The organism is Streptomyces sp. NBC_01485 (genome assembly GCF_036227125.1).
In the GTDB taxonomy this organism is placed as follows: Bacteria; Actinomycetota; Actinomycetes; order Streptomycetales; family Streptomycetaceae; genus Streptomyces.
Genome location: NZ_CP109435.1, coordinates 5,265,810 through 5,292,799, shown reverse-complemented (window position 1 = coordinate 5,292,799; position 26,990 = coordinate 5,265,810). Strand labels below are relative to the sequence as shown.

Here is a 26,990-nt window from a genome sequence, read left to right as displayed (position 1 = left end):
CCGCTGTGGATGTCTTTGAACTGCACCGGAAGCTTGTCGCTGACTACCGGCAGTTCACCGAGTCATTCGTGGGCATCCGGGACCCCAGGATTCGTGAGGCCGTCGAGCGCGACCTCGCAGAAGGCGGCCAATGGCCGGACGCATGGCTGTCGATCAACCCTCTTTTCGAACCGGGGGGCTCGGTTGACGAGCTCGTCAAGGGCCAGCTGCTGCACCCCGAGTGCTCCAAGATCTTCCGCACCGGCAAAGACGCCGAAGGGTCTCCCGGCGTTCCCATCTCTTTCCACCGACACCAGCGAGAAGCGATCGAGGTAGCCACCACTGGCAGGAGCTTCGTACTCACCACCGGCACCGGATCGGGCAAGAGCCTCGGCTACATCGTGCCAATCGTGGACCACATCCTGCGTGCACGCGCCGCGGGCGATACGCAACGCCGTACGCGCGCGGTGATCGTGTACCCGATGAACGCTCTCGCGAACAGCCAGCGCAAAGAGCTCGAGAAGTTCCTTCAGGCAGGGTACGGGCCAGAGGCGTCGCCGGTGACCTTTGCCCGCTACACCGGCCAGGACTCCGAGGAGGAACGCCACCGGATCCTACGCGATCGCCCCGACATCATCCTCACGAATTACGTGATGCTCGACCTCCTACTCACCCGCGACAAGGAGCGCGGAAACTTTCTGAATGCCACACGCGATCTGCGTTTCCTCGTCCTGGACGAGCTCCACACTTACCGCGGCCGGCAGGGAGCGGATGTCGCTCTGCTGGTGCGGCGTGTGCGGGACGCCTGCGAGGCGCGGAGCCTTCAGTGCATCGGAACCTCAGCGACCATGTCGAACGAGGGAGATCATCTGGAGCGCCGCAAAGACGTGGCTCGCGTGGCCAGCCGGATCTTCGGAGGCCCGGAGGACGTAGCACCGGAACATGTAATCGGCGAAACACTCCGCCGCGCCACCCGAGGGCCGGATCCGTCGCCGGCGCAGTTGACTGAAGCTGTCCTCAGGGCACCGGACCGGCTCACCCGCAGCTACGACGACCTTACTGAGGATCCGCTCGCGGTCTGGATCGAGAACACGTTCGGTCTGCGGGACCAGGCCGGGCATCTGGAGCGACAGCGCCCGATCACGCTAGCCGATGCTGCTGTTGGCCTGGCCGCCCTGGTGAACCAGGACGAGGACTTGTGCAGGGCTGCCATCGAGGACATGCTGCGCGCCGGGGCGAAGGCGAAGGACCCTGACACACATCGTCCCTTGTTCGCCTTCCGCCTGCACCAGTTCGTGTCGAAGGGGGACACCGTCTATGTAAGCCTTGAACCCGAGGCGACGCGCTACGCCACCAGGCGATACCAGCGTGTGGTCCAGGGCGATCGGGGGAAGCTCCTGCTGCCCTTGTCCTTCTGCCGCGAGTGCGGCCAGGAGTACCTCGTTGTGTCCCGGACGATGAGAGCTGGCCAAGTGGCCTACGAGCCGAGGCACGATCACGAGTCGGACGACGATCAGACCGCGGACGGCTATCTGTATGTGAGCACCGCCGCACCGTGGCCGGCGGCTCCTGTCGCGGACGGGCGGCTGCCGGACTCATGGCTCGTGCGCGAGGAATCCGGTATCGATGTGATCGACAATCGTCGGCGCTTTCTTCCGGTGCCTGTGACCGTGGCCCTCGACGGTACGGAAATGGGGTACGGCGGCGCGGAGAGTGAACCCTCAGCCGCAGGCGACCACGGCACTGAACCTGCCGACGGTGCCGAGGGGCTTAGGGCTGCCTTCGTCCCCGCCCCGTTCCTGTTCTGCCTGAACCCCGAGTGCAAGGTCTCGTACGAACAAGTCCGTGGCCGGGACTTCGCCAAGCTCGCCAGCCTCGACTCGGAGGGGCGCAGCTCCGCGATGACGGTGATCAGCGCGAGCATCGTCCGGAGTCTGCGCAGCCAGCCACCCGGCGAGGAGATGCCGCGAGAGGCTCAGAAGCTGCTCACCTTCGTGGACAACCGTCAGGACGCCAGTCTGCAGGCCGGGCATTTCAACGACTTTGTCCAGGTGACGCATCTGCGGGGCGCTCTGGTCAAGGCGTTGAGCGACGTCGGTGCAGCCGGGTTGCACTACGACACTCTGGCACAGCGTGTCACCGATGCCCTGGCCCTGCCAGTGGAGTCCTACGCGGGCAGGGCAGAGGTTCGCTTCAGCCATCAGCGGGAGAATGTCACCTCTGCTCTGCGCGCGGTAGTGGAACTCCTTCTGTACCAGGATCTGCAGGGGTCCTGGCGTGTGACGATGCCGGGCCTGGAGCAGACCGGGCTCCTGGCTTTCGACTATCCGGCTCTCGGTGAGATTGCGGCTGCCGAGGACCTTTGGGAGAGCGGGCACGTGGCTCTCGCCGACGCCGCCCAGGAGCAGCGCGAGCAGCTGCTGCGGCTGGTGCTTGATGAGATGCGCCGCAATCTCGCCGTCGACGTCGAGGTGCTGTCCCGCACCGGTTTCGAGCGGGTGCGTTCGCGCTCCGACCAGTGGCTGACCGGCCCCTGGGCGCTCGCGGAGAGTCATCCGGAGCCCCGCCCTGCGGCTGTGTTCCCAACGCCGGCGCGGCCCGGCGGGTACCGCAGTGACGTCCACTTCACCGGCCGGTCCATGCTCGGCCGCTATCTACGCGCGCCGAGCTGTTTCCCTCATCTGTCGGACCGCCTGACCGTCGACGACGCCCAGCTCGTGATCCGCAGGCTGCTCGAAGTGCTCTGCGAAGCAGACCTGATCACGGAGTCCGTGCCACGGTCAGAGACGGGTACCCCCGGCTACCGGGTGAAGGCATCCTCGCTGCTCTGGCTGCCTTCAGACGGTTCCGCAGGCATGCGCGACCTCCTGCGGCGCCGGCACGGTGGCACCGCACCGCGCGTCAACGCCTTCTTCCGCGGTCTCTACGCGGATCTCGCCCACAGCCTCGCCGGTCTGCAGGCCGCGGAGCACACTGCTCAGGTCCCCACGCCCGTACGGGAGGAACGGGAGGCTCGGTTCAGTTCTGGCCGACTGCCGCTGTTGTACTGCTCCCCGACGATGGAGCTCGGCGTCGACATCAAGAGCCTCAACACAGTCGCGATGCGCAATGTGCCACCTACCCCGGCGAATTACGCGCAGCGATCCGGGCGCGCGGGACGTTCCGGTGAGCCCGCTCTGGTCACCACCTACTGCGCCATCGGGAACGCACACGATCAGTACTACTTCCGTCGGTCGCACCTCATGGTGCAAGGGCGGGTGGCACCGCCGCGCCTCGACCTCGCGAACGAGGATCTGGTCCGCAGCCACATCCAGGCAATCTGGCTCGCCGAGACCGGAGCCGACCTGCACTCGAGCCTGCCTGAGGTGCTGGATCTCGCTGATTCGATGCGCGGCTATCCGGTGCGCGAGGAGATCTGGGCGCAGATGCTCGATCCGGCACCGGCCCGCCGTGCGGAGGAGCGAGCCCGTAACGTGCTCGCGTCCGTACCGGACCTCGACACCTCAAGCTGGTGGAGCCCGCGCTGGCTGGAGGACGTCGTCCGCAACGCCGCCCGAGGCTTCGACCGAGCATGCGACCGCTGGCGCAACCTCTACCGGGGCGCTCTCGCGGAGCAGGAGGAACAGAACCGCCGCGTCCTCGACCAGTCGCTGAGCCCCCAGTCCCGTGAGCAGGCGGCCCGTCGCAGGCGCGAGGCCGAGAACCAGCTCAAGCTGCTGCGGAACGAGGACAGCCAGCGCCTCGGCCACAATTTCAGCGACTTCTATACGTACCGCTACTTCGCGTCTGAGGGGTTCCTGCCCGGATACTCCTTCCCGCGACTCCCGCTGGCCGCGTACATCCCAGGCTCCCGCAAAAATCGGGGTGCGGGTACTGAGGGCGACTACCTGCAACGCCCCCGCTTCCTAGCCATCAACGAGTTCGGCCCCGGTGCCCTCATCTACCACGAAGGAGCCCGATACGAGGTCAAGCGGGTGCAGTTGCCCATCGCCGAACCGGGCGAGATCGACACCGAAGCGGCCCGGTTCTGCCGCCACTGCGGCTACTTCCACGAGCAGAAAGCCGGGACGGATCTCTGCGACAACTGCGGTGAAGCGCTCACCGGGCTCATCCCCAACCTGATGCGGCTGACCACAGTCGTCACCGAGCGTCGCGAACGCATCTCCTCCGACGAGGAAGAACGACGCCGGGCAGGCTTCGAGCTGGAAACCGCCTACCGGTTCAACGCGCACGGCGACCGACCGGCCAGGCTGGACGCCCAGATTCTCCTCGATGGCCAGAAGCTTGCCGATCTGGCCTACGGAGACACCGCCAGCCTGCGCGTCATCAACAAGGGACGACGACGACGCAAGGACAAGGCACGGGTCGGTTACCGCATCGACACTGCGACCGGCCGATGGCTGCCCGACAAGCAGGCCGAAGCCCTCGAATCGGACGAACGGGAGTCGTTTGCGGATGCCGACATTTCGCGCCCCGTGGTCCCCTTTGTGGAGGACCGACGGAACATCCTCCTTCTGCGTCTCGCCGAGCCGGTTGACGAGATCACCGCCACCACGTTGCGTTTCGCCCTTGAGCGCGGTGTCGAGGCGGCATTCCAGCTGGAGGACTCCGAGCTGACCTCCATCGCACTGCCGGACCCGGACAACCGGGCCCGGATGCTGTTCACGGAGAGCGCCGAGGGCGGGGCCGGGGTGCTGCGCCGCCTGCAGGCCGAACCGGACGCCCTGGCAACTGCGGCCGCCGAAGCCCTGCGTATTGTGCACACCGACCCCGACACCGGTGAGGACGTGCCGGCGGCGGCCGGCCTGCCCGAGCCCTGCGAACTCGGTTGCTACGACTGCCTTCTGTCGTACGGGAACCAGAGCGAGCACCGGCTGATCGACCGTACGAAGGCGATTGGGCTGTTGAGGGGCATCGCACGGGCAACGGTGCGAGGCACGGGTGGGGCAGCCAGTCCTGCCGACCGGCTCAACATGCTCAAGGAGGACAGCGAGAGTGAACTGGAGCGAAACTTCCTCGATTTCCTCGCTGTCCGGGAGCTGCGTGTGCCGGACGAGGCGCAGGTCCCGCTGATAGAGCTCGCGGCCCGCCCGGACTTCGTCTACCGCCTCGCCGGTGCTGACGTCGCCGTCTTCGTCGATGGTCCGCACCATGACCGGCCCACCCAGCAGCAGCGCGACGAGGAGGCCGAGGACCGGCTGATGGACGCGGGCTGGCTGGTGGTCCGCTTCGGGCACACTGACAACTGGCAGAAGATCGTCGACCGTTATCCGAACGTGTTCGGATCCGGAGGAGCCCGGTGACCAAGTACGAGACCGGCAACCTGGTGGCCGCCCGCGGGCGGGACTGGGTTGTGGAGAAGGTCACCGAGGATTTTCTGGTGGCACGCCCTCTGGGCGGTGACGCGGCATTCACCACCGGGCTCTTCGTCGAGGAGGTAGAGGACTCCTCATTTCCCCGGCCCAGCACCGACCCCGACGAGGTGGGTGACTTCAGCAGCGCGGGGCTCCTTCGAACCGCGCTGCAGATCGGGTTTCGGGACAGCGCGGGTCCATTCCGGTCCCTCGCCCAGTTGAACTTCGAGCCTCGGCGCTACCAGCTGGTACCGCTGATGATGTCGATGAGCATGGATGTGACGCGTCTACTCATCGCCGACGATGTCGGCATCGGCAAGACCGTGGAATCAGGACTCATCGCAAAGGAGCTAGTGGCTCAAGGGCAGGTTGACCGGTTCAGTGTGCTGTGCCCCCCAGCGCTGGCCCGGCAGTGGCAGGACGAGCTGCGGGACAAGTTCGGCATCGAAGCCGCGCTGGTTCTGCCCAGCACCGTCAAGAAGCTGGAGCGCGACCTGATGGGCGCCGAAAGCCTCTTCTCCCGATACCGGTTCACAATCGTGTCGACGGACTTCATCAAGCGGGAGGACCGCCGCAGCCAGTTCCTGCGCAGCGCACCGGAACTCGTCATCGTCGACGAAGCCCACACCTGCGTACCAGACGCCGCCGACCGGGCCGGCAAACACCGCCAGTTGCGCTACGAGCTCCTCACCGAGCTTTCCACATCACCACAGCGCCACATCATTCTGGTCACCGCCACTCCGCACAGCGGTAAGGAGGAGTCCTTCCGCTGTCTCATCGGGTTGCTCGACCCTCAGTTCGCCCCGGATTCCGGCTCGTTCGACCCGTCCCAGTCCGAAGACAGGATGCGCCTGGCCAAGTTCTTCGTGCAGCGACGCCGCCGCGACATCAAGCACTACCTGCAGGAGGAGACCCACTTCCCGGACACGCGGTTCCTGCGGGATGTGCCCTTCCGGATGCACGACGAGTACGCGGATCTCCTGGAGGACGTACTGGCGTACGCGCGCGAGACCGTGCGTACGAGCAGCGGTGCGACCCGCGACCGCATCCGCTGGTGGTCCGCCCTCGCCCTGCTGCGCTCCCTCGCTTCCTCGCCGCTGGCCGCCGCCGCCACATTGGAGACCAGGGCCGCCGTCGAGGGTCTGACCGACGTGGAAGCAGAACGGCTCGGCCGAGCCTCTGTCCTGGACGGCACCGAGGACGACACCGACGAAGGCGCCGACGCCGCGCCTGCCGGTGATGCCACTGAGGCACTGATCCCTCTCACGGCAGTGGAAGGAGCCGATGGGAGCGAACTGAGCGACCGGGACAAGGCCCGGATCCTGGAGGAGCGGAAAAGGCTCCGGCGATTCGCCGAACGCGCTCGGCAGCTCGCCGGCCCTGAGCACGACCGGAAGCTCCTTCAGGTGGGCAAGGAAGTCAAGCAGCTGATCACGGCCGGCTACAACCCCATCGTCTTCTGCCGGTACATTCCCACGGCCCAGTACGTTGCGGACTACCTGAAGTCCATCCTCGGCAAGATCACCGTCGAGCACGTCACCGGGCTGTTGCCCCCGAAGGAGCGCGAGGACCGTATCGCGACGCTCACTCAGAACCCTGCCGCTCGCAGGGTCCTGGTCGCTACCGACTGCCTGTCGGAGGGCGTCAACCTGCAGCACGGCTTCCAGGCTGTCGTCCACTACGACCTTCCGTGGAACCCGACGCGTCTCGAGCAGCGCGAAGGACGTGTCGATCGTTTCGGCCAGCGTTCGACGTACGTGCGAGCCGTGACCCTGTACGGCGAGGACAACGGCATCGATGGTGTGGTCCTCGAAGTCCTGCTGCGCAAACACCGCGCCATCCAGAAGGCGACCGGCGTCGCGGTACCGGTCCCGGAGGCAGCCGACAGCCTGGTACAGGCACTCGTGCAGGGTGTGCTGCTGCGCGGCCGCGAAGAGCGACAGCTGACCCTCGACGTGGAGGCCGAAGAGGCGGCCGAGGCACTTGAGCGGCAGTGGCGCGACGCAGCCGAGCGTGAGTCCAAGGCACAGACCCGCTACGCGCAACGCACCATCCACACCGACGAGATGCAACAGGAGATCGACGCCCTCCGGCAGGCCATCGGAAACCGGGACGACGTCATCCGGTTCGTCCGAGCCAGCCTCACCAAGCTGGGCGCCACCATGCGTCTCGCTCCCTCCCGCGAAGAGGTCTCGGTCAGCGCCCGCCGAAGGCCCGCCGGTTCCTCCGCGATCGCCCAGCCAGCCTTCGAGGAACCGAAAGAAGAAGCAGGGGACTTCACCGCCGACCTCACCGGGCTGCCCCCTGGACTGCTGCGTGACCTACAGCTGGACGGCGCGGCCCGAACCCTGGAGCTCACCTTCCGCGCAGAAGGTGCTGAACGGATCGGCGAAGTTTCCCTCACCAGGTCGGATCCCCGTGTGGTCGCTCTGGCCCAGTGGGTGCTCGACACCTCCCTCGACGGATCGATCGCCGGCGGGCGGCGCCTGGCCCGGCGCTGCGGCGTCATCAGGACGACCGCAGTGGACTCCCGCACCACGCTTCTGCTGGTACGCCTCCGCCATCACCTGACCCTGCCGGGGCGCGGCACGACACCCACAGTGGCCGAGGAGGCCCGCGTCCTCGCCTACCGGGGCAGTGCTAGCGCACCCGAGTGGCTCACCCCGCCGGAAGTAGCCCAGCTCCTGGACGCCGAACCCACAGCCAACGCCATGGAAGAACACGTACGTCAGTACGCGGACCGGGCCGTACGCGATCTTGACCGAATCCAGCCGGAGCTGGACCGTTATGGAGAGGCAGCAGCATCCGAGCTCCTCGCAGCGCACCGACGCGTCCGCCGCTCCGCCTCCGCCGCCCGGCGCGGACTGCAGGTGACGTTCCAGCCCTCGGCCGATGTCCTCGGCGTGTATGTGTACGTTCCTGACACCGCATCAACCAACCGGACCACCACACCCGGAGGCACCGCGTGAGCCTGACTGCCGTCCCTCTCGCGAGCGACGGATTCACCGCTGTCCGTATCGAGGGCAGCGTGCTCTCCCCCGAGATCCTGGCGCGTATCTCCGCAGGAGACCGCGCCCTGCCCGGGATGACGCCGGGCGAGTACAGCCTGCCAGTCGGGCGACTAGGCGACGCCGTGAGCCGGTCGTGGGTGTATCTGCAGGGCGTGTACCAGTCTTACCGTGACCAACTGAAGCAGCAGCCAGCGGCCAACCTCGGCACCACTCTGACCCGGCGGAAGTGGCTGCTCCCCCTCTTCGCCGAACTCGGCTACGGCCAACTGCCTGCGACACGGCGGGGAGTCACAGCTGGCGGACGATCCTTCCCCGTAAGCCATCTCCACCACGAGCACTTCCCAGTCCACCTTCTGTCCTGGCACGCCGAACTGGACCGCCGCCCCGCGAAGGGAGGACGCGTCCCCCAAGCCATGCTGCAGGACTGCCTCAACACCGGCGGCTCGCTGTTGTGGGGGGTGCTCTCCAACGGCCGCGTGCTGCGACTGGTGCGGGACTCCACCTCCCTCGTCGGCTCCGCGTACATCGAGTTCGACCTCGAATCGATCTTCGACGGGGACCTGTACGCGGACTTCTACCTGCTGTATGCCCTACTGCACGCCTCTCGCATCGACCTGCTGCCCCGCAAGGAGGACGCACCCGGAGAGCCAACCGCCGCCGACTGCTGGCTCGAACGCTGGCGGGAGGAAGCCCTGGAGAGCGGCTCACGCTTCCTGCGGGGCCTGAGTACTGGGCTTCAGCGTGCGCTGGAGGAGCTGGGCTCCGGCTTCCTCGCCCACCCCGCCAACGAGCAGCTGGGCACAGGGCTCAGGAGCGGCGACATCCCCAAGGACCGCCTCAACACCGCCCTGCTACGCCTCGTCTACCGACTGATCTTCCTGTTCGTCGCCGAGGACCGGCAGGCGCTGTTCGGCAAGGACAGCGATCCGCAAGCCCGGGCCCGCTACGAGACGTACTTCTCCAGCGGCCGACTGCGCCGCCTCGCCTTGACAATGAAGGGCGACCGCCGGGACGACCTGTGGCAAGCCCTGGTCATGGTGCTGAACGCCCTCGGCAAGGAGGGCGGGGATCCTCGACTCGCTCTGCCAGGACTCGGCGGGGTCTACGATCCTGGTCCCCAGGACCACCTCCTCGACGACGTCACCCTGGCCTCCCTGCGGCTGCCCAACGACCGTCTCCTCGCCGCCGTGCGCCACCTCTCCCGGGTCCGCAGCGACGACGGCAGCCGCTGGCTTCCCGTCGACTACCGCCACCTCGGCGCGGAGGAGCTGGGCGGGGTGTACGAGGGGCTGCTCGAACTGGTCCCGGACCCCGATCCGGACCGCAAGACCTATCACCTGCGCAACTCCGCCGGGCATTCCCGCAAGGCTTCGGGCTCGTATTACACTCCCGCGGCCCTTGTGGACACCCTGCTCGAATCCGCCCTGGATCCCGTCTTGGAGGAAGCGGCGAGGTCGTCCAACCCCGCGGACGCCTTGCTGCGGGTGACCGTGTGCGACCCGGCGTGCGGATCCGGACACTTCCTGGTCGCCGCCGCTCGCCGCATCGCCAAACGCATCGCCGTCGTACACACCCAAGAGACCGAACCACCCGTCGATGCCGTACAGCGCTGGCTGCCCGACGTCGTGGCCCGCTGCATCCACGGCGTAGACCTTGACCGCATGGCTGTCGACCTCGCCAAGTTCGCCCTCTGGATGCAGGCCCTCGAACCGGGCAAGCCCCGCCCGATGTCCTTCCTCGATGCCCACATCCGTCACGGCAACGCCCTGCTCGGTGCCACGCCGCGCTTGTTGGAACAGGGCATCCCCGACGTGGCGTACCAGGCCCTCGAAGGCGACGACGTCAAGCAAGTCGCCCGGCTCCGCAAGCGCAACCGGGAAGAGCGCGACGCAGGACAGGACGCGCTGTTCTCCACTGGCGGCGTCACCGTGGCCACGGGCAACGCTCACCACGCCCACGTCATCGCGGACATCCACAGCAAGCCCGGTCGCAAGCTCGCCGACATCCATCGGCAGATCGACAAGTACCGCTCATGGCAGTCCTCCCCGGAGAAAGTCAGGGATCGCCGTATCGCGGACGCCTGGTGCGCCGCCTTCGTGTGGCCCACCTATGTCGGCGGACCGGAGGGAATCGCCGCGGACTCCTGGCGCCGCATGATCGAGAACGGCAGCGCGGGTGCAGTGACCGACCAGACGGTAGACCAACTGGCCCGTGAATACGGGTTCTTCCACTGGCATCTAGAGTTCCCGCACATCTTCAACAGCTCGGACGACGAAGCGCCCGGATACGACCCAGACCTGGGATGGAGCGGCGGCTTCTCTTGCGTCCTGGGCAACCCTCCTTGGGACCGTGTGAAACTCCAGGACAAGGAGTTCTTCGCCACACGCGTCCCGGAGATCGCGGACGCTACGAACAAGGCGGCCCGCGACCGCGCGATCGCCAAGCTCGCCGCCTCGCCGGACCAACGCTTCCACTACGACGCCTATCTCGCTGCGCGCCGGCGCTCCGAGGGCACTCTCCATATCCTGCGCGACTCAGGACGCTTCCCATTCACAGGACAGGGCGACGTCAACACGTACTCTGTGTTCGCCGAATCCGCCCGTCAGTTCATCGCGGGGCATGGCCGCATGGGCATCATCGTGCCGACCGGCATCGCAGTGGACTCCACAACCGCACCATTTTTCCGGGACATCCTCCAACAGCGGCGCCTCGACTCACTGCTGGACTTCGTCACCAACCCACGGATCTGGACGGATGTGGGCAACCGCCGCTTCCGCTTTTCTCTCCTCACGGTCACTGGGCGAAACACCGAAATCAGGCAAGCCGAGTCATGGACCCTGGCTAAACATCCTGACGAACTGCCGCCGCGAGGCGATCGCATTGAGGTCAATCCGAAGGATCTGCTGCTGGTGAACCCCAACACCGGCACTATGCCCATGTTCCGCACCCAACAGGACGCCGACATCACGCTCGGAATCTACGGGCACGTACCAGTGCTCTGGAACGAAAACGACAACATCCATGAGGCCAACCCGTGGGGCATCTCCTTCATGCGGATGTTCGACATGGCCAATGACTCCGACCTGTTCTGGGAGCAGCCCGAACTGGAGGCCGGAGGGCTGCACTTGGAAGGAAACGTCTTCACCAACGGCACTGGCAGACTGCTGCCACTGTATGAGGCGAAGTTCATCCACCACTACGACCATCGGCTGTCCTGCTACAGCAAGCGACCTCAGGGCAGCCAGGACACGGAGCTGCCGCGGCTGACGCTTGAGGAGAAAAACGACCCGTGGCGGGGGCCGATTCCGCGGTACTGGATGTCCGAGTGCGATGTGGACTACCGCTTGGGTGGACGGTGGGATAAGGGATGGCTATTGGGGTGGCGCGATGTGACTCGGTCCACGGACGAGCGGACACTCGTGGCTGATGTGGTGCCTCGTATTGCCACGAACAACAAGTTCCTCCTCGCGTTCGCCCGACACGGAAGTCCAGCAGCGCTACTTGCATGCATGTCTTCGTTTGCTATGGATTTCCTCGTCAGACAGAAGATGAGTGGCGTTTCTCTCAACTACTTCATCCTTAAGCAGATCGCGCTTCCTCGTCCTGAGGCGTTCGACCAGCTCAGATGGGTCCGAGAGCAAACGGACATCGGCTGGATCGCCGCTCGCGTCCTGGAACTCACCTACACTGCCCACGACCTCGCCCCCTTCGCCCGCGACCTCGGCGACGAAGGCCCCCCCTTCCGCTGGGACGAAGCGCGCCGAGCCCAGATCCGGGCCGAGCTCGACGCCGCAATGTTCCACCTCTACGGCCTGACCGAGGCCCAGGCCAGCCATGTGATGGAGACGTTCCCCATCGTGCGGGGCAAGGACATGGCGGCCCACGGCGAGTACCGCACGAAGCGGCTGATCATCGAGGCTTACACAGCCATGGACAAGGCCGCCCAGGCGGGCGACGCCTACGTCTCACCGCTCAACCCGCCTCCGGGACAAGGGCCAAGGCATGTGCCGGAGTAACCCATTCTCCGTGCGACGAGGGCGCGGCAAGCTCGACACTTTAGGATCTGAAACGGCGTGACTACGCATCAGCGAGGGGACAAGGTGAGCGGCGTGGGTGACGGGGTAACGCCACAGGAAGCGGCGGCCGTACTCAAGAAGGTGCTCGACGACCGCACCGACCTCGACCGTGATGAATACGGGGACAACAAGCGCCTGCTCTTCGCCCTCCAGCTGCACCAGGGAATCGACGACATCCATGCGGTGGCCGTCGATTCCCTGACCGACGGGGGTCAGGACCACGGCTGTGACCTGGTCTACATCGACCCCGACTCCGAGAAGCTCATCATTGCCCAGGGGTTCGAGTCTCCCAAGTCATCCCTCGCAGAGCCCAAAGTATGGAAAGCCACCGCCCTCAACGAGAGCGTCGCCTGGCTGCTGAGCGGGAAACCGGAGGACCTGCCCGCACGGCTGAAGCCCGCCGGCGAGGCCGTCCGTCAGGCCCTCCAGGACGGACGCATCAAGGAGGCGCAGTTCTGGTTCGTCCACAATCAACTCGAGACCGCCAACGCGCGGGCCGAGCTCGACGCAACCGTTCGCATGGCGACGCGAGTGCTTCAGCAAGCGTATCCGGACTCCGCTCCGGAGCGCGTCATCGGTCTCGAGGTAGGTGTGCCCACCCTGTACCGCTGGTACAAAGGGTCGCGGAGTCCCATTCTGGTCACCGATGAGATCACTCTCACCGTGGATGACTGCTTCGAACTGTCAAGCGGTAAGTGGAGCGCCGTGTGCACCGCCGTGGACACCGCCTGGCTCCAGAACCTGTACTGGGAACACAACGGCACCGAGGAAAACCGTCTGTTCTCCGCCAACGTCCGTGGCTTCGTCGGAGTCAAGGGCAAGAAGGGCGCTATCAACAGCGCGATCCGTAAAACCGTGCAGGAGCAGCCGGCAAATCTCTTCGTCCTGAACAACGGCGTTACGGCTCTCACCCAGGGAGTCGAGGTTGGTGAGCCTGGCCCCGACGGTCGGCGTGTCATCACGTTGCAGGGTCTGTCGATCGTCAATGGTGCACAAACGACCGGGGCCGTGAGCGACGAAACCCTCCGCAGACAGACCGAGGCCGGCCAGCTGCTGATCCGGTTCGTGGTGTGCGACGACCCTTCGCTCGTCAGCGAGGTGATCCGCACCACGAACCGTCAGCTCGCCACCCTGCCGGCGGACTTCCGCAGCAACGACCGTACCCAGCTGCGCCTCATCAAGGAGTTCCAGCAGCTCGGCGACATCGCCTACGACGGCGGGCGCCGTACCGACCCCAGCGACATCGCAGTGGCGCCACCCGCGAACCGCGTCGTGGCGACGACGGCAGCCAAGGCCCTCGCAGCCTTCCACGGTGATCCCTACATCGCTTACAACGAGCCGGGCAGGATCTGGTCGGACGACGGGCTCTACGCCAGCCTCTTCGGCGACCACACCACGGCACGACATGTGCTGTTCTGCTACGGGTTGCATCGCGCGGTGGAGCAGGCGAAGACCGAGTACGCAGTCAGGTGCAGGAACGATCCAGACCTCAAGGGCAACCCGCGCAAGGTGCACGACTTCCTCCAGCGCCGCGGTGCTGTCCCCGTGGTCGTCGATGCCGTCGCCGCTTGCATGGACACCCTGCTCGGCCGCGGCACGCGCGATCCGTTCACTCTCGGGTTCTCCCGGCAGCCCACGCTCCCCAAAGTGATCAAGCACTGGCATCAGGCACTCAAACCCATAGTTCCGTTCCTCCCGCACCTCGCACCCGCTCTCCAACGCGGGGGCTCGAAAGGTGCCGGCGAGCACGACCGGGCAAAGGCGGTTGAGGACGCCCGCACGAACTTCGCCGGGGTGGTCGAATCCCTGAGCGATCAGGAGCACACGATGACGGTTTTTGACGTCTTCCGGCAGAACCTTGGCGAAAGGGCTGACTAGCCACCGCCACCGCCCCGTCTCCCCAACCAAGGCTCCGCCACTTAGAGGATCCAGAGACCTTCGCGTGCTCTCCCCCGACAACGCCATGTTCGGCACCCACGAACTCATCATCCGGGTCACAGAAGACACAGGTGACGCCGGAAATTTGGGCGTCGTACTCGCGCTGCTCACCCCCGGGACCTGGGCCACCCGGGACGACGTCGCCGACGTACTGCGAGTCGATCCCGCCACCGTCATGCGCTATGCACGGCAGATCCAGTCCAGTGCCTCCGATCGCATCGTCAGCAACGCGGCTCAGCCCGATTCGCAGGCCCAGGCGCACGCCATGCGCAGGGAAAGCACACTCCTGCCACAGTCGGGGAGACCAGATCCAGCCCGGAGAGTTACCGTCGAAGCTATGCGCGAAGCTCTGGGCACCGCTGCGCCATCCCCACCGCGCCGCGCCTGGCTAGTCCGGGCCTCCGACACTGGCCCCTCCGACCTGCTACAGGACTGGCTGAACGAGGGGTACTGCGGCGTCGAGGCGTCACGCTTGCGGATGTTGGAGCCAGGTAGTGGCGAAGATGCCGTACGTCTGGCCGTCGAAGCCGATTACGCCCATCTCGCCCAAGTCGCCCTGAGAGACAAAAGCGCGGAAATCCACCTCTTCCTGAACCGGATGCGCGAGGGTGACCTGGTACTGACCCCTGCCAGAGAGGGTGATCAGCTGTATCTGGGGGAGGTCACGTCGGGCCCACACTTCACATCGGACCGGACGGTGGCCCTGACCCGCAGTGTGCGCTGGCTCAACACCGCGGCCCCTATCGATCCCTTCGAGGACGACATACCGGACGGCCTCAACGGCAAGCTCGGCGTCCAACTCAGCGTCGTCGACCTCACAGACCTCGCCGACGACCTCGCCACCATGCTGCCGACCGAGGCCGGCGCTCCCCCACCTCCACCCCGTCGCAGCCTGCACCTCCCCGGGCCGGACGCCCGGTTGGCCGAAGATCTGCATATCCGTCCGCAGGATCTCGACGACTGGATCAAACTCCTCAAGGAACGGCCTCAGCTCGTCTTCTACGGCCCGCCGGGCACTGGCAAGACGTATCTCGCACGCAAGCTTGCTCTGCACCTCACAGCAGGACGACGTGAACGCGTCACCCTCGTACAGTTTCATCCCTCGTACGCCTACGAGGACTTCTTCGAAGGGTTCCGCCCACGCCAGGGCAAGGACGGGCAGCCCGGATTCGAACTCGTGCCTGGTCCATTCCGGCGCACCGTCGAGAACGCCCGCAAGGACCCATCCAGCCCTCATGTTCTGATCATCGATGAAATCAACCGGGCCAATCTGGCTCGGGTTTTCGGAGAGCTGTACTTCCTGCTGGAGTACCGCGACGACATAGTGCATCTCCAGTACGGAACCGACGACGGCAACGGCTTCACGCTCCCGCGGAATGTCCTCATCATCGGGACGATGAACACGGTCGACCGGTCGGTGGCACGCGTCGACGCAGCCATGCGGCGACGCTTCTCCTTCGTTGAGCTGCATCCCACCGCCGAACCCACCTCGTCCATGCTGCGCAACTGGCTCCGCAGCGAAGGACTTCCGGATACCGCAGCCCTACTCCTAGAAGAGCTCAACAGCCGCATCGCCGAGCGGGACTTCCAGCTCGGACCGTCCTACTTCATGCGCCGTTCGCTGTATGAGGAGCCGGGCGCGCTCGCCCGCGCCTGGCGTACCTCGATCCTGCCGCTGCTAGCCGACCAGGAACCCGGCGATACCATCGATCGGTTCGCGCTAGACGAGATCCTCGACGAGCTCGGCATCGAGGAAGCGGCACTGCTGCGTCAGGCCCCCTCAGCTGACGAAGCTCCTGGCGAGGATGTCAGCGGTCCGGCATGACGCGCCTCGACCTGTCCGAGAGCGGCAAAGCCATTCAAGCGGAACTCAGCCCGCTACAGGCAGCTGCCCTGACCTCGTCTCGCATCGTGCGAGTGGAGCCAGGCCGCCGCCCCGGTCTGTGGCGAATCAGCGGCAACCGGCTCGTCGGGGCCGCGCGAATCGGGGGCATCGATGTCCGCATCGCGCCCAAGACGCCAATCGCACGTCTCCTGTTCCTCCTGGCGTACACCGCAGCTCCGGACCGTTGGTACCCCGAGCCCATCGAAGCGTCGGAGCGCGACGGACTGCTCCCGGCGGTGGCGTACGCTTTCGTCAGAGCCGCTGAGCGCGGCCTCCGCCACGGCGCACTACAGGGGTACGTGAGTGTCGACGCGACACTGCCCGTCGTACGCGGTCGTATACGCCATGCTGATCAGCTGCGTCGGCACTTCGGCAGAGCCTTCCCCGTGGAAGCAAGCTACGAGGAATTCACCGAAGACATCCCAGAGAATCGCATCCTACGCTCGGCGGCCTGGCGTCTCTTGGCGCTCCCCGGGGTGCCGGCAACCTGCCGTCCCGAGCTCAGACGGGTGATCGCCGCACTCCCCGATGTGGGAGACGTGCCATCGACGCGGGCCTTGCCCGACTGGACTGCCAGCCCTGACAACGCGCGCTTGCGTACCGCAATCCGCCTCGGAGAGCTCGTCCTGCGAGGAGCTTCGTACGAACTCGACGGCGGCGGAACCGTCCCCGTGGATGGCCTACTGATCAACATGGAAAAGGTTTTCGAGGACTTTGTTGCTGTATCGCTCCGGGAAGCACTCCGTCCGTACTCCGGATATGTGATCACCGATGGCGGCCGCCACTTCCTCGACGAGGCACACCGGATCCGCCTGCTCCCCGATGTCGTTTGGTGTCGCGGCGACGGCACAGCTGCAGGGGTGGCCGACGCCAAGTACAAGGCGGACTCGGTGCGTGGCTTCCCGAACGCCGATCTCTACCAGATGGCCTCGTACTGTCTCGGTCTGGGACTTGACCGCGGGCACCTCATCTACGCCGCGGGCGAGAGGCAAGCCCTGCGTCACACCGTTCGGCACTCCGGCATTGAGCTCATACAGCACACCGTGCCGCTGGCTGCTGAGCCACCCGCAGTACTCACCGCCATGTCACGAATCGCCGCCGCACTCGTTCATAAAGCATGATGGCCTGACCAGAACATCACAAAAAGGCTCAACAGGGCACGCAGGGTGAGCGGTACGCGCTTCGCGCCGGCCATCGCGATGCAGGCGGCGTAGGAGTCGTAGAACGGCTCGAAGGCGATGACCTCGTCGTCCGGCTCCAGCAGCGCTGGCATGGTGGCGGCGATGGCCTCGGTGGCGCCGGCGGTGACCAGGACCTCGGTGTCGGGGTCGAAGGAGAGGTCGTAGAAGCGCTGTTGGTGGTCGGAGATTGTGGCGCACAGTTCCGGGATGCCGGGGCCGGGCGGGTACTGGTTGCCCTTCCCGTCCCGCAGGGCGCGGACGGCGGCCTCGCGGATCTCCTCGGGCCCGTCGGTGTCGGGGAAGCCCTGGCCCAGGTTGATCGCGCCCGTCGCGGTCGCCAGCGCCGACATCTCCGCGAAGATCGTCGTCCCGAGTCCGTCCAGCCTTCTGTTCAGCAGCACGTGACAGCAAGTCGCGGACCCGGTAGCCACTCCTGAGCAGGTCGGCTCCGGGGCCCGGTCTAGCTGTGATCATGCGCAAAGGACGCTGCCTCGCCTGCAGCCTCGCCGCTCGCAGCCCGCGGACGGCTACGACGCATACCGCAGCCTGATCTGAGCCTGCGCCACGCGCCCTGGAAGTGATGATCAGGCTCTGTTCCACGGCCCGGGCGGGCCGTGGAACAGCTAGTCGCGCGTCGCGAGCGGCAACTACTCAGTGTTTTCCTGCGCTGCCGGAGCTGGGGCCGGGGCAAGTGGTAGTACGTACTCCTCGGCCAGCTTCGCAAGGTGCAGCGGGAGCGGCCGAGAGAGGGGGTGGTACTCGTCGTGGAAGCGCAACTGGTGGGCAGCCGCCGCTACCACGGCGGGCCGGTCCGGGATGGTGTCGGTGCGTCCGGCAGACGAGAGGGCCTCCTCGGACAGACATCCCAGCACGGTGAGTTCCAGCGCCTGGGGGTTCCAGGCCGTGGCTGCGGGGCCGTGTGGCCAGTCCTTGTCGGGGACCAGCTTGCGGAGGTCGCGCCGTACCGTGCCGGCGGTCGGCGGTTTCCCCACGGTGCTGGCGAACACCCGGTTGTCCCGGCCAGCGTCCCGTGCCGACCAAAGGCCGGCGGAGAATCCCGGAGTCTCCTCGTCAGTCTCACCAGGTGCGTACCACTGGGGCGTCTCGCCACGGCTGTTGGCGTCCCGGAGCAGCACCATCCGTAGGTCGGCCCCATAGAGTGCGAGCCGCGCGGGCGGCTCCCCGTAGAAGGTGACCATGTCCCTAACCAACTGCCCATTGTTCAGGCCGGGCCAACACTCCCGTAGGTTGCCGCTGTTGGCCAGTAGCAGGGTCGGCCGGTCACGCACCTGATAGAGCAATGACCTTATCTGGCGTTCGACCTCGTCGCGCCGCCCATCGGTGGTCGAGGCGTCCCAACCCGATCGGGTCTGCGTGGGGGCTTCCAGCGCAGCGCCGTCGGCAGCGAGAGTGAGCAACAGCTGGGCGTACGGCACCCACTCCTTTCGGGCGTCGTCCCAGCCGCGTACGGGATGCACCGGATCACGTGGCCGGATCCGGAGGGCAACCAAGTGCTGTCCCGCTTGCCGGGTCGGCCCGTTGGCCTGTCGCCGGACGTGCCAGAGCGCGAGGTACTGGAGATCGTCGCTCAATTCCTCGTCCAGCTGTTGGTCCGGCGGGACCACGGCACCGAGCTGGCGCATTCCGTCAGCGAAGGCGGACTTGGCGCGCAAAGCCACAGCCCCGTCTGCGTCCTCCGGAACCACGATGAACTGGCTGACCCGGCGAGCTGCAGCGCAGCCGTGCCGCAGAGCGGACTTGGGGTCGTGGTCCTCTTTGGAGAATCGGTCGGGGCCGAGGATCTCCACGAGCGCCAGCCCCGCCGGACCCGTTCGGGTACCGAGTTGTGCGGCCGTCCGCGCGGCGCGCCTGCGGACAGCCTCGGCCAGTGCTTGGGCCCGTGACTGGCCGGATAGCCTGGCGATGTCCAGTGGGGCACCCAGGTCCCCCAGGGGCCGGGCACGGAGCACGACACGCAAGCCCCCTTCCTGCCACTCCTGGTCGCCATCCGCTCCACCGGCAGCAGCCGGGAGGCCCAGCCCCTCGCAAAGCGCCGCGATCAACGCGTCCCGCGTCTCCTCCGTCTGCCAGAGCAGGTCCACCAGCAGCGGCTGCCCATCGAGGGTCGCACTCACCGCGTTGCGCCGGGCTTGCACCCGGTGCCGGGAGCGCGTTTCCTGTTTCTCCGGGTCGTTCGTCTGCGAGGTGGGCAGGAGGACAGGCTTGGACTTTCGGTGCGCGCGTTCAAGGTCGGGCACCCGGCGCAGGACGGGGCGGAGAGCCTCCTCGACCCAGCGGTCGAGCAGCGACCGTTCGAGCGGCATGATCCCGGCGCCGACGCCGTGCCGGCCCATCGCGGTGCTGTGCAGGATGCCCGCGGCAACCCCGTCCCGGCCCTCGATCCAGTCGACCGGTTCGGCGATCAGCTCGGACGGCTTGGGGTAGACACGCAGCACGTCCAGTTCGGGTAACAGGCCGACCAGGCTCTGCCGGCTCCAGGCGAGCATGCCGAGGCGGCGGTCATAGGCAAGGGAATTGGCGGTGAGCCGTCGGCGCGGACCACCGGCACCCGGCCACGGCAGCGGCGCGTCGAGCAGAACGGTCGCGCCACGGCCTTCTGGCAGCCGTACGGGCGATCCGGTGGCCCAGCGGCGGATTCCGTACGAGACGTGCAGGCGGAACCGCGCGGCGAACGGCACCGTCTGAAGGGTGATGGTCACCAGCCCCGAGTAGTGCCAGGTTCGCTTTCCCCGGGTGTACGACCGCGGCGGCCAGCTGACCAGCTCGACTCCTTGTTCACGGGTGACCAGCCGAAAGGAGAGGTCGATGCCGTCGAGGCGGAGCGGGCGAACGGCGAGCCTGGCACCGATCCGCTCGGGGAGCAGGTGATAGAGCCTGCGGTCGGGCTGGGCTGTGCCGCCCGGGGAGAGTTCCGCAGCCGTGAGGTCCACGGACTCGTTTCGCCACTGCGGGGTGTGATCGTCGATCAGCGCCAGTGCCCGGTCCAAGGTCGCCCGGTGATCGGCCATACGCTCGGCATCGGGGTCGGTGCCGGGCGGCAGAGTCATCACCCAGGAGGCCAGCAGCGGGGCGACCAGTTCAGCCGGCATCTCCTCGGACGCGTAGAACCAGGGCGCCTCGGCGCTGCTTCCTGCTCCCCGGCCGGTAGCTACCAGTCCCGGGGCGGTGGCCCGCAGCAGGTCGTTGAGCTTGCTGATCGGCAGGCCCACCGGTTGTTCCCGGCGGCGCCACCGCCGCCGGTACAGGTCCATGAACTCGGTCCTCCATTCCTCGGAGAAGCTGATGACCCGGTACTGCTCGGTCCAGGGCCCGGCCTGCGGGTCCGGTTCGTAGGCGGTGGTGCTGATCAGGTGGTACATGCGGTGTTCCTTTCGTCGGCTGTCCGGGTGAGGCAACGGTCGAGAGCTGTCCACATTGGCCGGTAGAGCGCCTGGACGATATGGCGGTCGTCGGCAGGCTCGGGGGTGCCCGGGGTGAAGTAAGGCTTGAGCACGGCATGGATGCTGTGCAGGAGGCTGGTTTCCGAGGTGTCCGGCAGGTTGGACGGCCCCCCGGCGGCCAGGTTGGGCGAGAACGCCGCGTCGACGAAGGCGACTCTGGTGGGCACCGCACCGCGGACGGAACGGCCGATCACCTGCCAGATCAGAACGAGCAGATCCCAGGTGACCTGCTCCCGGTCGTCGTCCAGGCGGCTCCACGCCATGCTCCTGGCGAGCACCCGGTACCACTGGGAACGAGCCAGGTCCCTGACCTTGCGGGCACCGAGTCCGAGACTGGGCTCACTCTGAACCCAGTCGGCGAACTTCCCGCTGTCCATGGCCCGTACGATCCAGTCGTTGATCGCGTGCACTGCGAGGCCGAGATCATCTGGACGCGGATTGGGGCGGGCGAGGAAGTAGATCGACCCGATCGCTGCATGCTCACGGTTGAGGTCGAGGATGTTGTGTCCGCGCTCGACCGCCAGCAGTGGCGCCACCAGGATTTCGGCCCGAGTGGTGGCCAGCGTCTCCACATCGCCACGGCGCAGCACGGGCGCGTGATGCTCATCGTCGTCCGACCAGGTGCCGGCTTCGGGATCGTCATCGGATGCCAGCCGACGGACCCTGCCCTTCCAGCGCTTGTTCAGGGTATGCAGGGTGTCTGCCACGACCTTGGATTCCTCATAGCTGCCGACGAGCAGCAGGATGTGGCGACGGCTCTCCGGGAGAAGCGTCAACTCCTCCCGAAGACGACTAATACCGGCGTCCTCCCTGCCGAGAGCGATGACCATCCGGCGCAGGATGTCCGCCCGCTGGTCAAGTGGTTCGCCAGAGAGCCGCTGTGCCTCGTACTGCTCATCGCACGCGCATCCCGCGCGGCATCCGCAACCGTCGCGGATGAACTCGAAGCGGAACTCGCTCAGTTCGGCGATCCGGTCTAACTCCTCCGGGGCCGGCTCGATGATCACGCCGATGTCCACCGGGATGTGGTACCGACTGGAGCTACCTGCCCAACTGCTGCCCGACATCAGGAGGACGTTGGTGCCGGGGAGGCCGTCCACCGTCGGCAGGTCTGGCATCGCACGGAGCAGTGCCCGGCCGACCCCACTGCACCGGAAGAAGCGCAGTTCCCCGGTACGCACTCCGCCGGGGTCGGGGCCGTCCATCAGGAACTGGAAACCGATCACGTTGCCCATCGGCGCCTCGGGCACCATGGGCCCGTAGTCGAGCGGCCTGCGGTACATCTCGTTGAAGCCCAGGTTGAGCGCTGCTGCGGCGCGCGGCCACATGGCGTTGATCAGAGCTAGTTTGGGCTCCAGCGCGCTGAGCAGCAGGGTGAACTCGAAGCGGGTCATGAGCAGCTTGAGCCATACGTCCGGGCTTTCCGGAAGGTGCTTGTTCCTCCGGCGCTTGGCCTTCTTCCGACCCTTCTCATGAGGCTCCGACTTCCGCAGCCGCTCCCCACTGGCGAGGACACGCAGTTCCCGGTAGCGCTCCTGGCCTTCTTCAGTGGGCTCCAGCAACGGGTCGAGGGCGAACAGGTCGCGGAGCATCTGCTCCAGCCTCTCCCGAGTGCGCTCGCGGCGGTTGGTGTGCAGGAGTTCGCCAAGCAGGCCGGTGAGTTCGACGCCGTCCTCGGTGAAGCGATGTCGGTCGCCGAACGGGTTCTCCCGGAAGGCGTCGAGGATCTCGGTGAGCCGCAGCCTTGACGCCCGATGCGAGTGCTCGGTGGCTTGTTCCGCCGCCTCTGCCGGTGTGTCCTCGCGGTCCTCCGGGAGCGGGTATCGCTCCTCCAGCAGACGGAGTTGAAGCGTCCATGCACTGAAGTACCCGGTCCTGACCCAGTCGCGCAGCTCGACGTCGCGGACCAACATGGCGACCAACCGATCGGCGGCGGTCTGGGTGGTATTGACGGCGGCCGACCAGTTCTCCACGTCACGGTCGGACAGCTGGATCCCACCGGCACCGGCCAACTCGCGGATGCGGTGCTGGTTGACGTCGTGGAGGAAGGACCGGGTGTCCGAGCCGCCGCCGATCAGCGGGATGGCCGGCGCGAACATCCGGTCGAACTGCATCTGGACCCGATCCGCCTCGTCCACGATCACCAGATCGCTGCGTCGACAGGCAAGTTCGAGGTAGCGGATGCTCTCGGGGTTCTGCGGGTGTGGCACTTTGGAGTCGACCAGGCTGGCGGGCGTGGCGACCCAGAGGGCCGCGCTCACCAGCTCACGGGCCCCGTGATGGCGGGGACAGGCAGACCAGAAGGGGCAGGCCAACGGCTGCCGTCCCCACGAATCCTCCGCGAGGTCGCGGCGGCGGCTGGGCTGCTGCAACCTGGCGCAAGGCGCCTCGCCGAATCCCAGTAGGTCGTCGTCGAGTTGCACTTCCGAGTACCGCAGCGCGTTCAAGGCGCAGGACGTACTCAAGTACGCGAACGCGGGGTCGTCATGGGCGAGCAGATTGCGCCTGCCACGGCTGGCCAACCGCCGGTGCAGCCGTTCGGCGTGCTGCTGGCGGCCCGACGCACCGAGCACCGGGGCGGCCGATCCCGGTACGTACGTGTTGTACAGCTCAACCAGCTTGAGCTGTTCTGCGACGTCCCCGACAACAATGGTCGCCCGGAGACCCTGGCCAGCTAGGTGTACCGCCAGTACGTCCCGCAGGGTGCTCTTGCCTGCGCCGACGATGCCCAGCAGGTGCTGGATCCGTGCCACCTCGAAGCTGTCTGAGCAGCGGAACTCGCCGGCCTGGCGGGTGAAAAGGTGGATCGCCCGAAGTCGCTTGGTCCAGTTCTCGGGTTTCACCGAATCCATGAACGCCGCCGTTTCCAGCAGGTCGTCCCACAGGAAGGACAGTGGCTCACCGCCATTCGCGGGCGGCGCCGCGAGGTCATGGCTGACCGGAGACGGCAGAGCCGACTCGGGCAGTTGGACAGTGGTCAGGTCTCGGCCGATCGGGAAGGCGTGCCAGCCAGCCTTCGCGAACGCCATCGGCCGTCCGGCGAAAGCCGGTGCTTGGTGCAGCAGCCGCTCGTAGGTCTCCCATCGGTTCGGCGCCACCGACAGCGAGAGTCGGCGGACAGCTGGAAGGTCCGGGTCGACAATCTCGTAGCCACGGATCTGGCGGTCGAGCAGTTGGTACTCCTGGAGCGCCTCGGTCCAGGCCATACGGCGGCCCCAGGTCCACAGCGTATGCCGGGCTGTACGAAGGGTCTGTTCCCCGACCGCATCGACGGCGCCCCAGGCTCGCGCGAACGGGTACCCGCTGAACAGCGTCCACGCGTCCGCAGCCGGTGTTTCGGCCGCGAACGTCTCCTGGAGCAGCAGCCCTACCTCGATCTCGCACAATGAGACGAGCCGGGCTCTCTTCATCTGCGGGGCGGCGTCCGACAGAAGGGAGACCACCTCGCTCAGGGGCTGGGTGGTACTACGCATGGTTCCTCCTCGGTCGACCGGCCGGTCCCGGTGCGGTGAAGTCACTCGCGGACAACAGGCGCACCTGTGCGTCCGCTGGCAGGGCACGGTCGAATTGCTGGCGATATCCGGGACGCGCCGCCACACCATCCGGCACCACGATGTCCAGCGGTCTGCCGAGCAGGGCAGCGACCTCCGCTGCCCGCAAGGCGGCTGGCCCCGGCTGTACCCGGTCATGGACCTGGAAGGCGCGGACGGTCACGTCCTGACCGGTGATGCGGTGAACGCCCAGGCTCAGCGGAAGCAGCTCAACCTGATCCGTGAGCCGGGATCGGACAGCCTGCTCCGTGCGGCCTGGGAGCGCTAGGAAGAGCCGGAGGGCGAGCGGCAGGGCAAGGGCCGACTGGGGCTCGTGAGTCGTTTCGAGTTTGTGGTCCCCCGGCGGACAACCGCCCTCGCACCAGGGACCGCCCGCCGTAACAGACTTGGCGAGCAGCCCGCAGCCGGTGCAGCAGTGCACCAGTCCGTCGGACAGGAAGCGGTCGGGCACGGCACTGTAGAGCCCCTTGACCAGACTCCAGGTCTGAGCGGTGGTCGGCCGCAGCAGCTCCATCGGGTCGGGCCTGAGCATGACCGGCCGACGGATGAGGAAGTCACGGCAGGCCGCAAACCGTTCCTCGGTGCCACAGGCGCCGGCGAGTCCGGCCAGCAGTGTCTCGGCTTCCTGCTCCGGCACACCGTGCGGGCCGAGAGAAGCCAGTTCGGCGCAGGTCCGGGTCGGCTCACCCGCCGTGGGATGGATCAGGCGAGCGCCCGCGATCAGGAAACCGTCCGGGAGCTCCAGTCCCCATTCCTCCGGTCCTCGCTCCCGGCACCAGGACATCAGGTCCGGTACTCCGGCGGGTACTGGATGACCCTGGGTTATTCCGGACAGCACCATTTGGTCCAGGGCGAGCTGAACTCTGGACGGGTAAGGCAGCCGGAACGCCGAGGACCGGGCAATCGAGGTCAGCTCGATCACACCGCGCGCCACCCCGACCAGCAGGTCAATGTCCGTCCGCTTGTCCTCGGTCACAGACCCGCCCCCGGTCCAGGCGGCAGCGACTGCCGCGCTGAGCACCACCGCGCCACCTCGCAGCTGGCGCACTCGTTGCCGGGAACTGCCTTGAAGAGCGTCTCCGTATGCCAACCTGAGACCTGCTCGCGCAGCACCGCCTCAGCGGCGGCACGGGTTGAGTGTGCGAACGGGTCGAGCGTGCGCAGGTCGGCTCCTCCAGGGCGCAGCAGCTCCAGCTCGACCCGTCCTCGGGCCTGCGGGCCGGGCAGTGCGCCACTGCCGATGATCTTTACGGCCAAGGCCAGCTGGGGATAGGCAGCAAGTACGTCGCGGCGGGGGCGGTCGCTGGCGGAGGTCTTGGTCTCCCGCCAGACCCAGGAACCCGCGTCCTGGTACAGCAGGTCGGGGTCCGCCAGGACAAGCAGGTCGGCTGCGGGGTCGTCGAACGCCAGCTGGGGTTCGATCCGGATCTCCGACTGCGGTCCGACCGTACGCAGCGGGCAGACCTCGGCATGGTGACGGAGCAAATCGGCGCCGAGCTGCCGCTCCTCATCGAAGAGCCGGTATCCCTCGGGCACCCAGTCCGCCGGAATCTCGGGCGTGCACAGCGTGCGCTGCTGCCGGTTGTGCCGCTCGGCGAGGAACGCATGTACCGCCCGCCCACGTTCAACGGCAGCGCCCCTCTCCACTGCGTCATCGGTCGGGAGCCGCAGGCCACGCAGATAGCCGCGGGCCGGGCAACTCTGGTGGCCTCGACCAGTGGTCGAAGACCAACTGCGCCGCGGCCGACTCCGGTCGGTCAGCCCCAGCAGCCCCGCGGCCTTCGGAAGTGCCGGGCAAACCGGCGCGACGACGCACGAGGCGCAGGCGGTGCCGGGGCGGTACTCCTGGCTGTCGAGCAGCGCGCGGACAGCGGGTGCCCCGTCTTCCCTGTATACGGCCAGGGCTTCGTCCCGGGTGCCCTCGAAGACCGGGCCCATGCGGCCGTCAGACAGGGCAAACTGAACGACCTTGACTCGTTCCAGCCGAGGATCGAAGTCGCCCTCTGCCACAACGAGCGCAGCTATCGCGCGTTCCGCCTCGCTGCGGGCACGGAGACGGTTAACTGGCAGGCGCAGCTCGCGCAGTCGACCGTCGGTGGACTCCAAGCAGCGTCCCCAGGCGGTGATCCGGTACTCCACGGTGGCCTGACCGTTGCCGGTAGCTTGCTGATGCTTGTAAATCCAGGGTGCATGGGCGAGACGCAGGTCCGGGTCCCTAGGAAACGCCTCTCGGTACGTCCGCAGCGCATGCTCGGTCCACTGCCGTACACCGTCGTGCAGCGGACGTTGCCGACCACTTCTGGATGCGCGCGGCAACGGCTCGTCCACCGGTCTTTCAAACTCGTCGGCTGCAGCCATGAACGGGCCATGGGGGAATGGATCCAGTACCTCCGGTTTCCAGGCGGACCGGGCGCGCGGCTTGAGTCCGCGTGCCTTCAGCACGTTGGACGCGGGGCACTGGTACCGCTCCGGGCCGAACATGCTGAGCCGCATGGTGACGACGGCGGAATCCCCAACCAGGCCAGCGGGTGGCCAATTTTCTGTCATAATTTCC

At 66.8% G+C, this 26,990-nt stretch carries 10 protein-coding genes and 1 pseudogene; 6 read left to right on the top strand and 5 right to left on the bottom strand.

What is annotated here, in order from left to right; translation table 11 throughout:
• The first annotated feature begins 5 nt into the window (after positions 1–5).
• The 6 genes from OG352_RS24040 (at position 6) to OG352_RS24015 (ending at position 17,364) form a co-directional block, all read left to right on the top strand.
• Positions 6–5,282 (top strand): DEAD/DEAH box helicase, encoded by a 5,277-nt coding sequence (locus OG352_RS24040; protein WP_329223939.1) that lies wholly within the window; start codon positions 6–8, stop codon positions 5,280–5,282.
• Entirely contained in the window at positions 5,279–8,302 is a 3,024-nt protein-coding gene (locus OG352_RS24035) for a helicase-related protein (RefSeq protein ID WP_329219685.1), read from the top strand. Before OG352_RS24040 ends, OG352_RS24035 begins: the two co-directional genes overlap by 4 nt.
• Positions 8,299–12,360: an Eco57I restriction-modification methylase domain-containing protein gene (locus tag OG352_RS24030; RefSeq protein WP_329219684.1), complete on the top strand. Its 4,062-nt coding sequence runs from the start codon at positions 8,299–8,301 to the stop codon at positions 12,358–12,360. Before OG352_RS24035 ends, OG352_RS24030 begins: the two co-directional genes overlap by 4 nt.
• 93 nt (positions 12,361–12,453) lie before the next feature.
• On the top strand, positions 12,454–14,298 hold the full coding sequence (locus OG352_RS24025) for an AIPR family protein (RefSeq protein WP_329219682.1): 1,845 nt from the start codon (positions 12,454–12,456) through the stop codon (positions 14,296–14,298).
• A 64-nt stretch (positions 14,299–14,362) separates the two neighbouring features.
• Positions 14,363–16,183 carry an McrB family protein gene (locus OG352_RS24020; protein ID WP_329219681.1) on the top strand — a complete coding sequence of 607 codons (1,821 nt, stop codon included), beginning with the start codon at positions 14,363–14,365 and terminating at the stop codon, positions 16,181–16,183.
• Positions 16,180–17,364, top strand: a complete 1,185-nt coding sequence (locus OG352_RS24015) for an McrC family protein (RefSeq protein WP_329219680.1) — start codon at positions 16,180–16,182, stop codon at positions 17,362–17,364. Before OG352_RS24020 ends, OG352_RS24015 begins: the two co-directional genes overlap by 4 nt.
• 35 nt (positions 17,365–17,399) lie before the next feature.
• Here OG352_RS24015 and OG352_RS24010 read toward each other — a convergent pair.
• From OG352_RS24010 to OG352_RS23990, 5 genes and pseudogenes are all read right to left on the bottom strand, one after another.
• A pseudogene (locus tag OG352_RS24010) lies at positions 17,400–17,774 on the bottom strand (aminotransferase class I/II-fold pyridoxal phosphate-dependent enzyme); the annotation flags it as partial.
• Positions 17,775–18,071: 297 nt separating this feature from the next.
• The gene (locus OG352_RS24005; protein ID WP_329219678.1) at positions 18,072–20,804 is read right to left on the bottom strand and encodes a pPIWI_RE module domain-containing protein; all 2,733 of its coding nucleotides are present in this window, start codon (positions 20,802–20,804) and stop codon (positions 18,072–18,074) included.
• Entirely contained in the window at positions 20,792–24,358 is a 3,567-nt protein-coding gene (locus tag OG352_RS24000) for a hypothetical protein (RefSeq protein ID WP_329219677.1), read from the bottom strand. The genes OG352_RS24005 and OG352_RS24000 overlap by 13 nt, the downstream gene beginning before the upstream one ends.
• A complete protein-coding gene (locus OG352_RS23995) occupies positions 24,351–25,412 on the bottom strand; it encodes a hypothetical protein (RefSeq protein WP_329219676.1) in 1,062 nt (353 codons plus the stop codon). The genes OG352_RS24000 and OG352_RS23995 overlap by 8 nt, the downstream gene beginning before the upstream one ends.
• Positions 25,409–26,929, bottom strand: coding sequence for a PD-(D/E)XK nuclease family protein (locus OG352_RS23990; protein ID WP_329219675.1), 1,521 nt, complete (start codon positions 26,927–26,929; stop codon positions 25,409–25,411). The genes OG352_RS23995 and OG352_RS23990 overlap by 4 nt, the downstream gene beginning before the upstream one ends.
• Between the last annotated feature and the right edge of the window lie 61 nt (positions 26,930–26,990).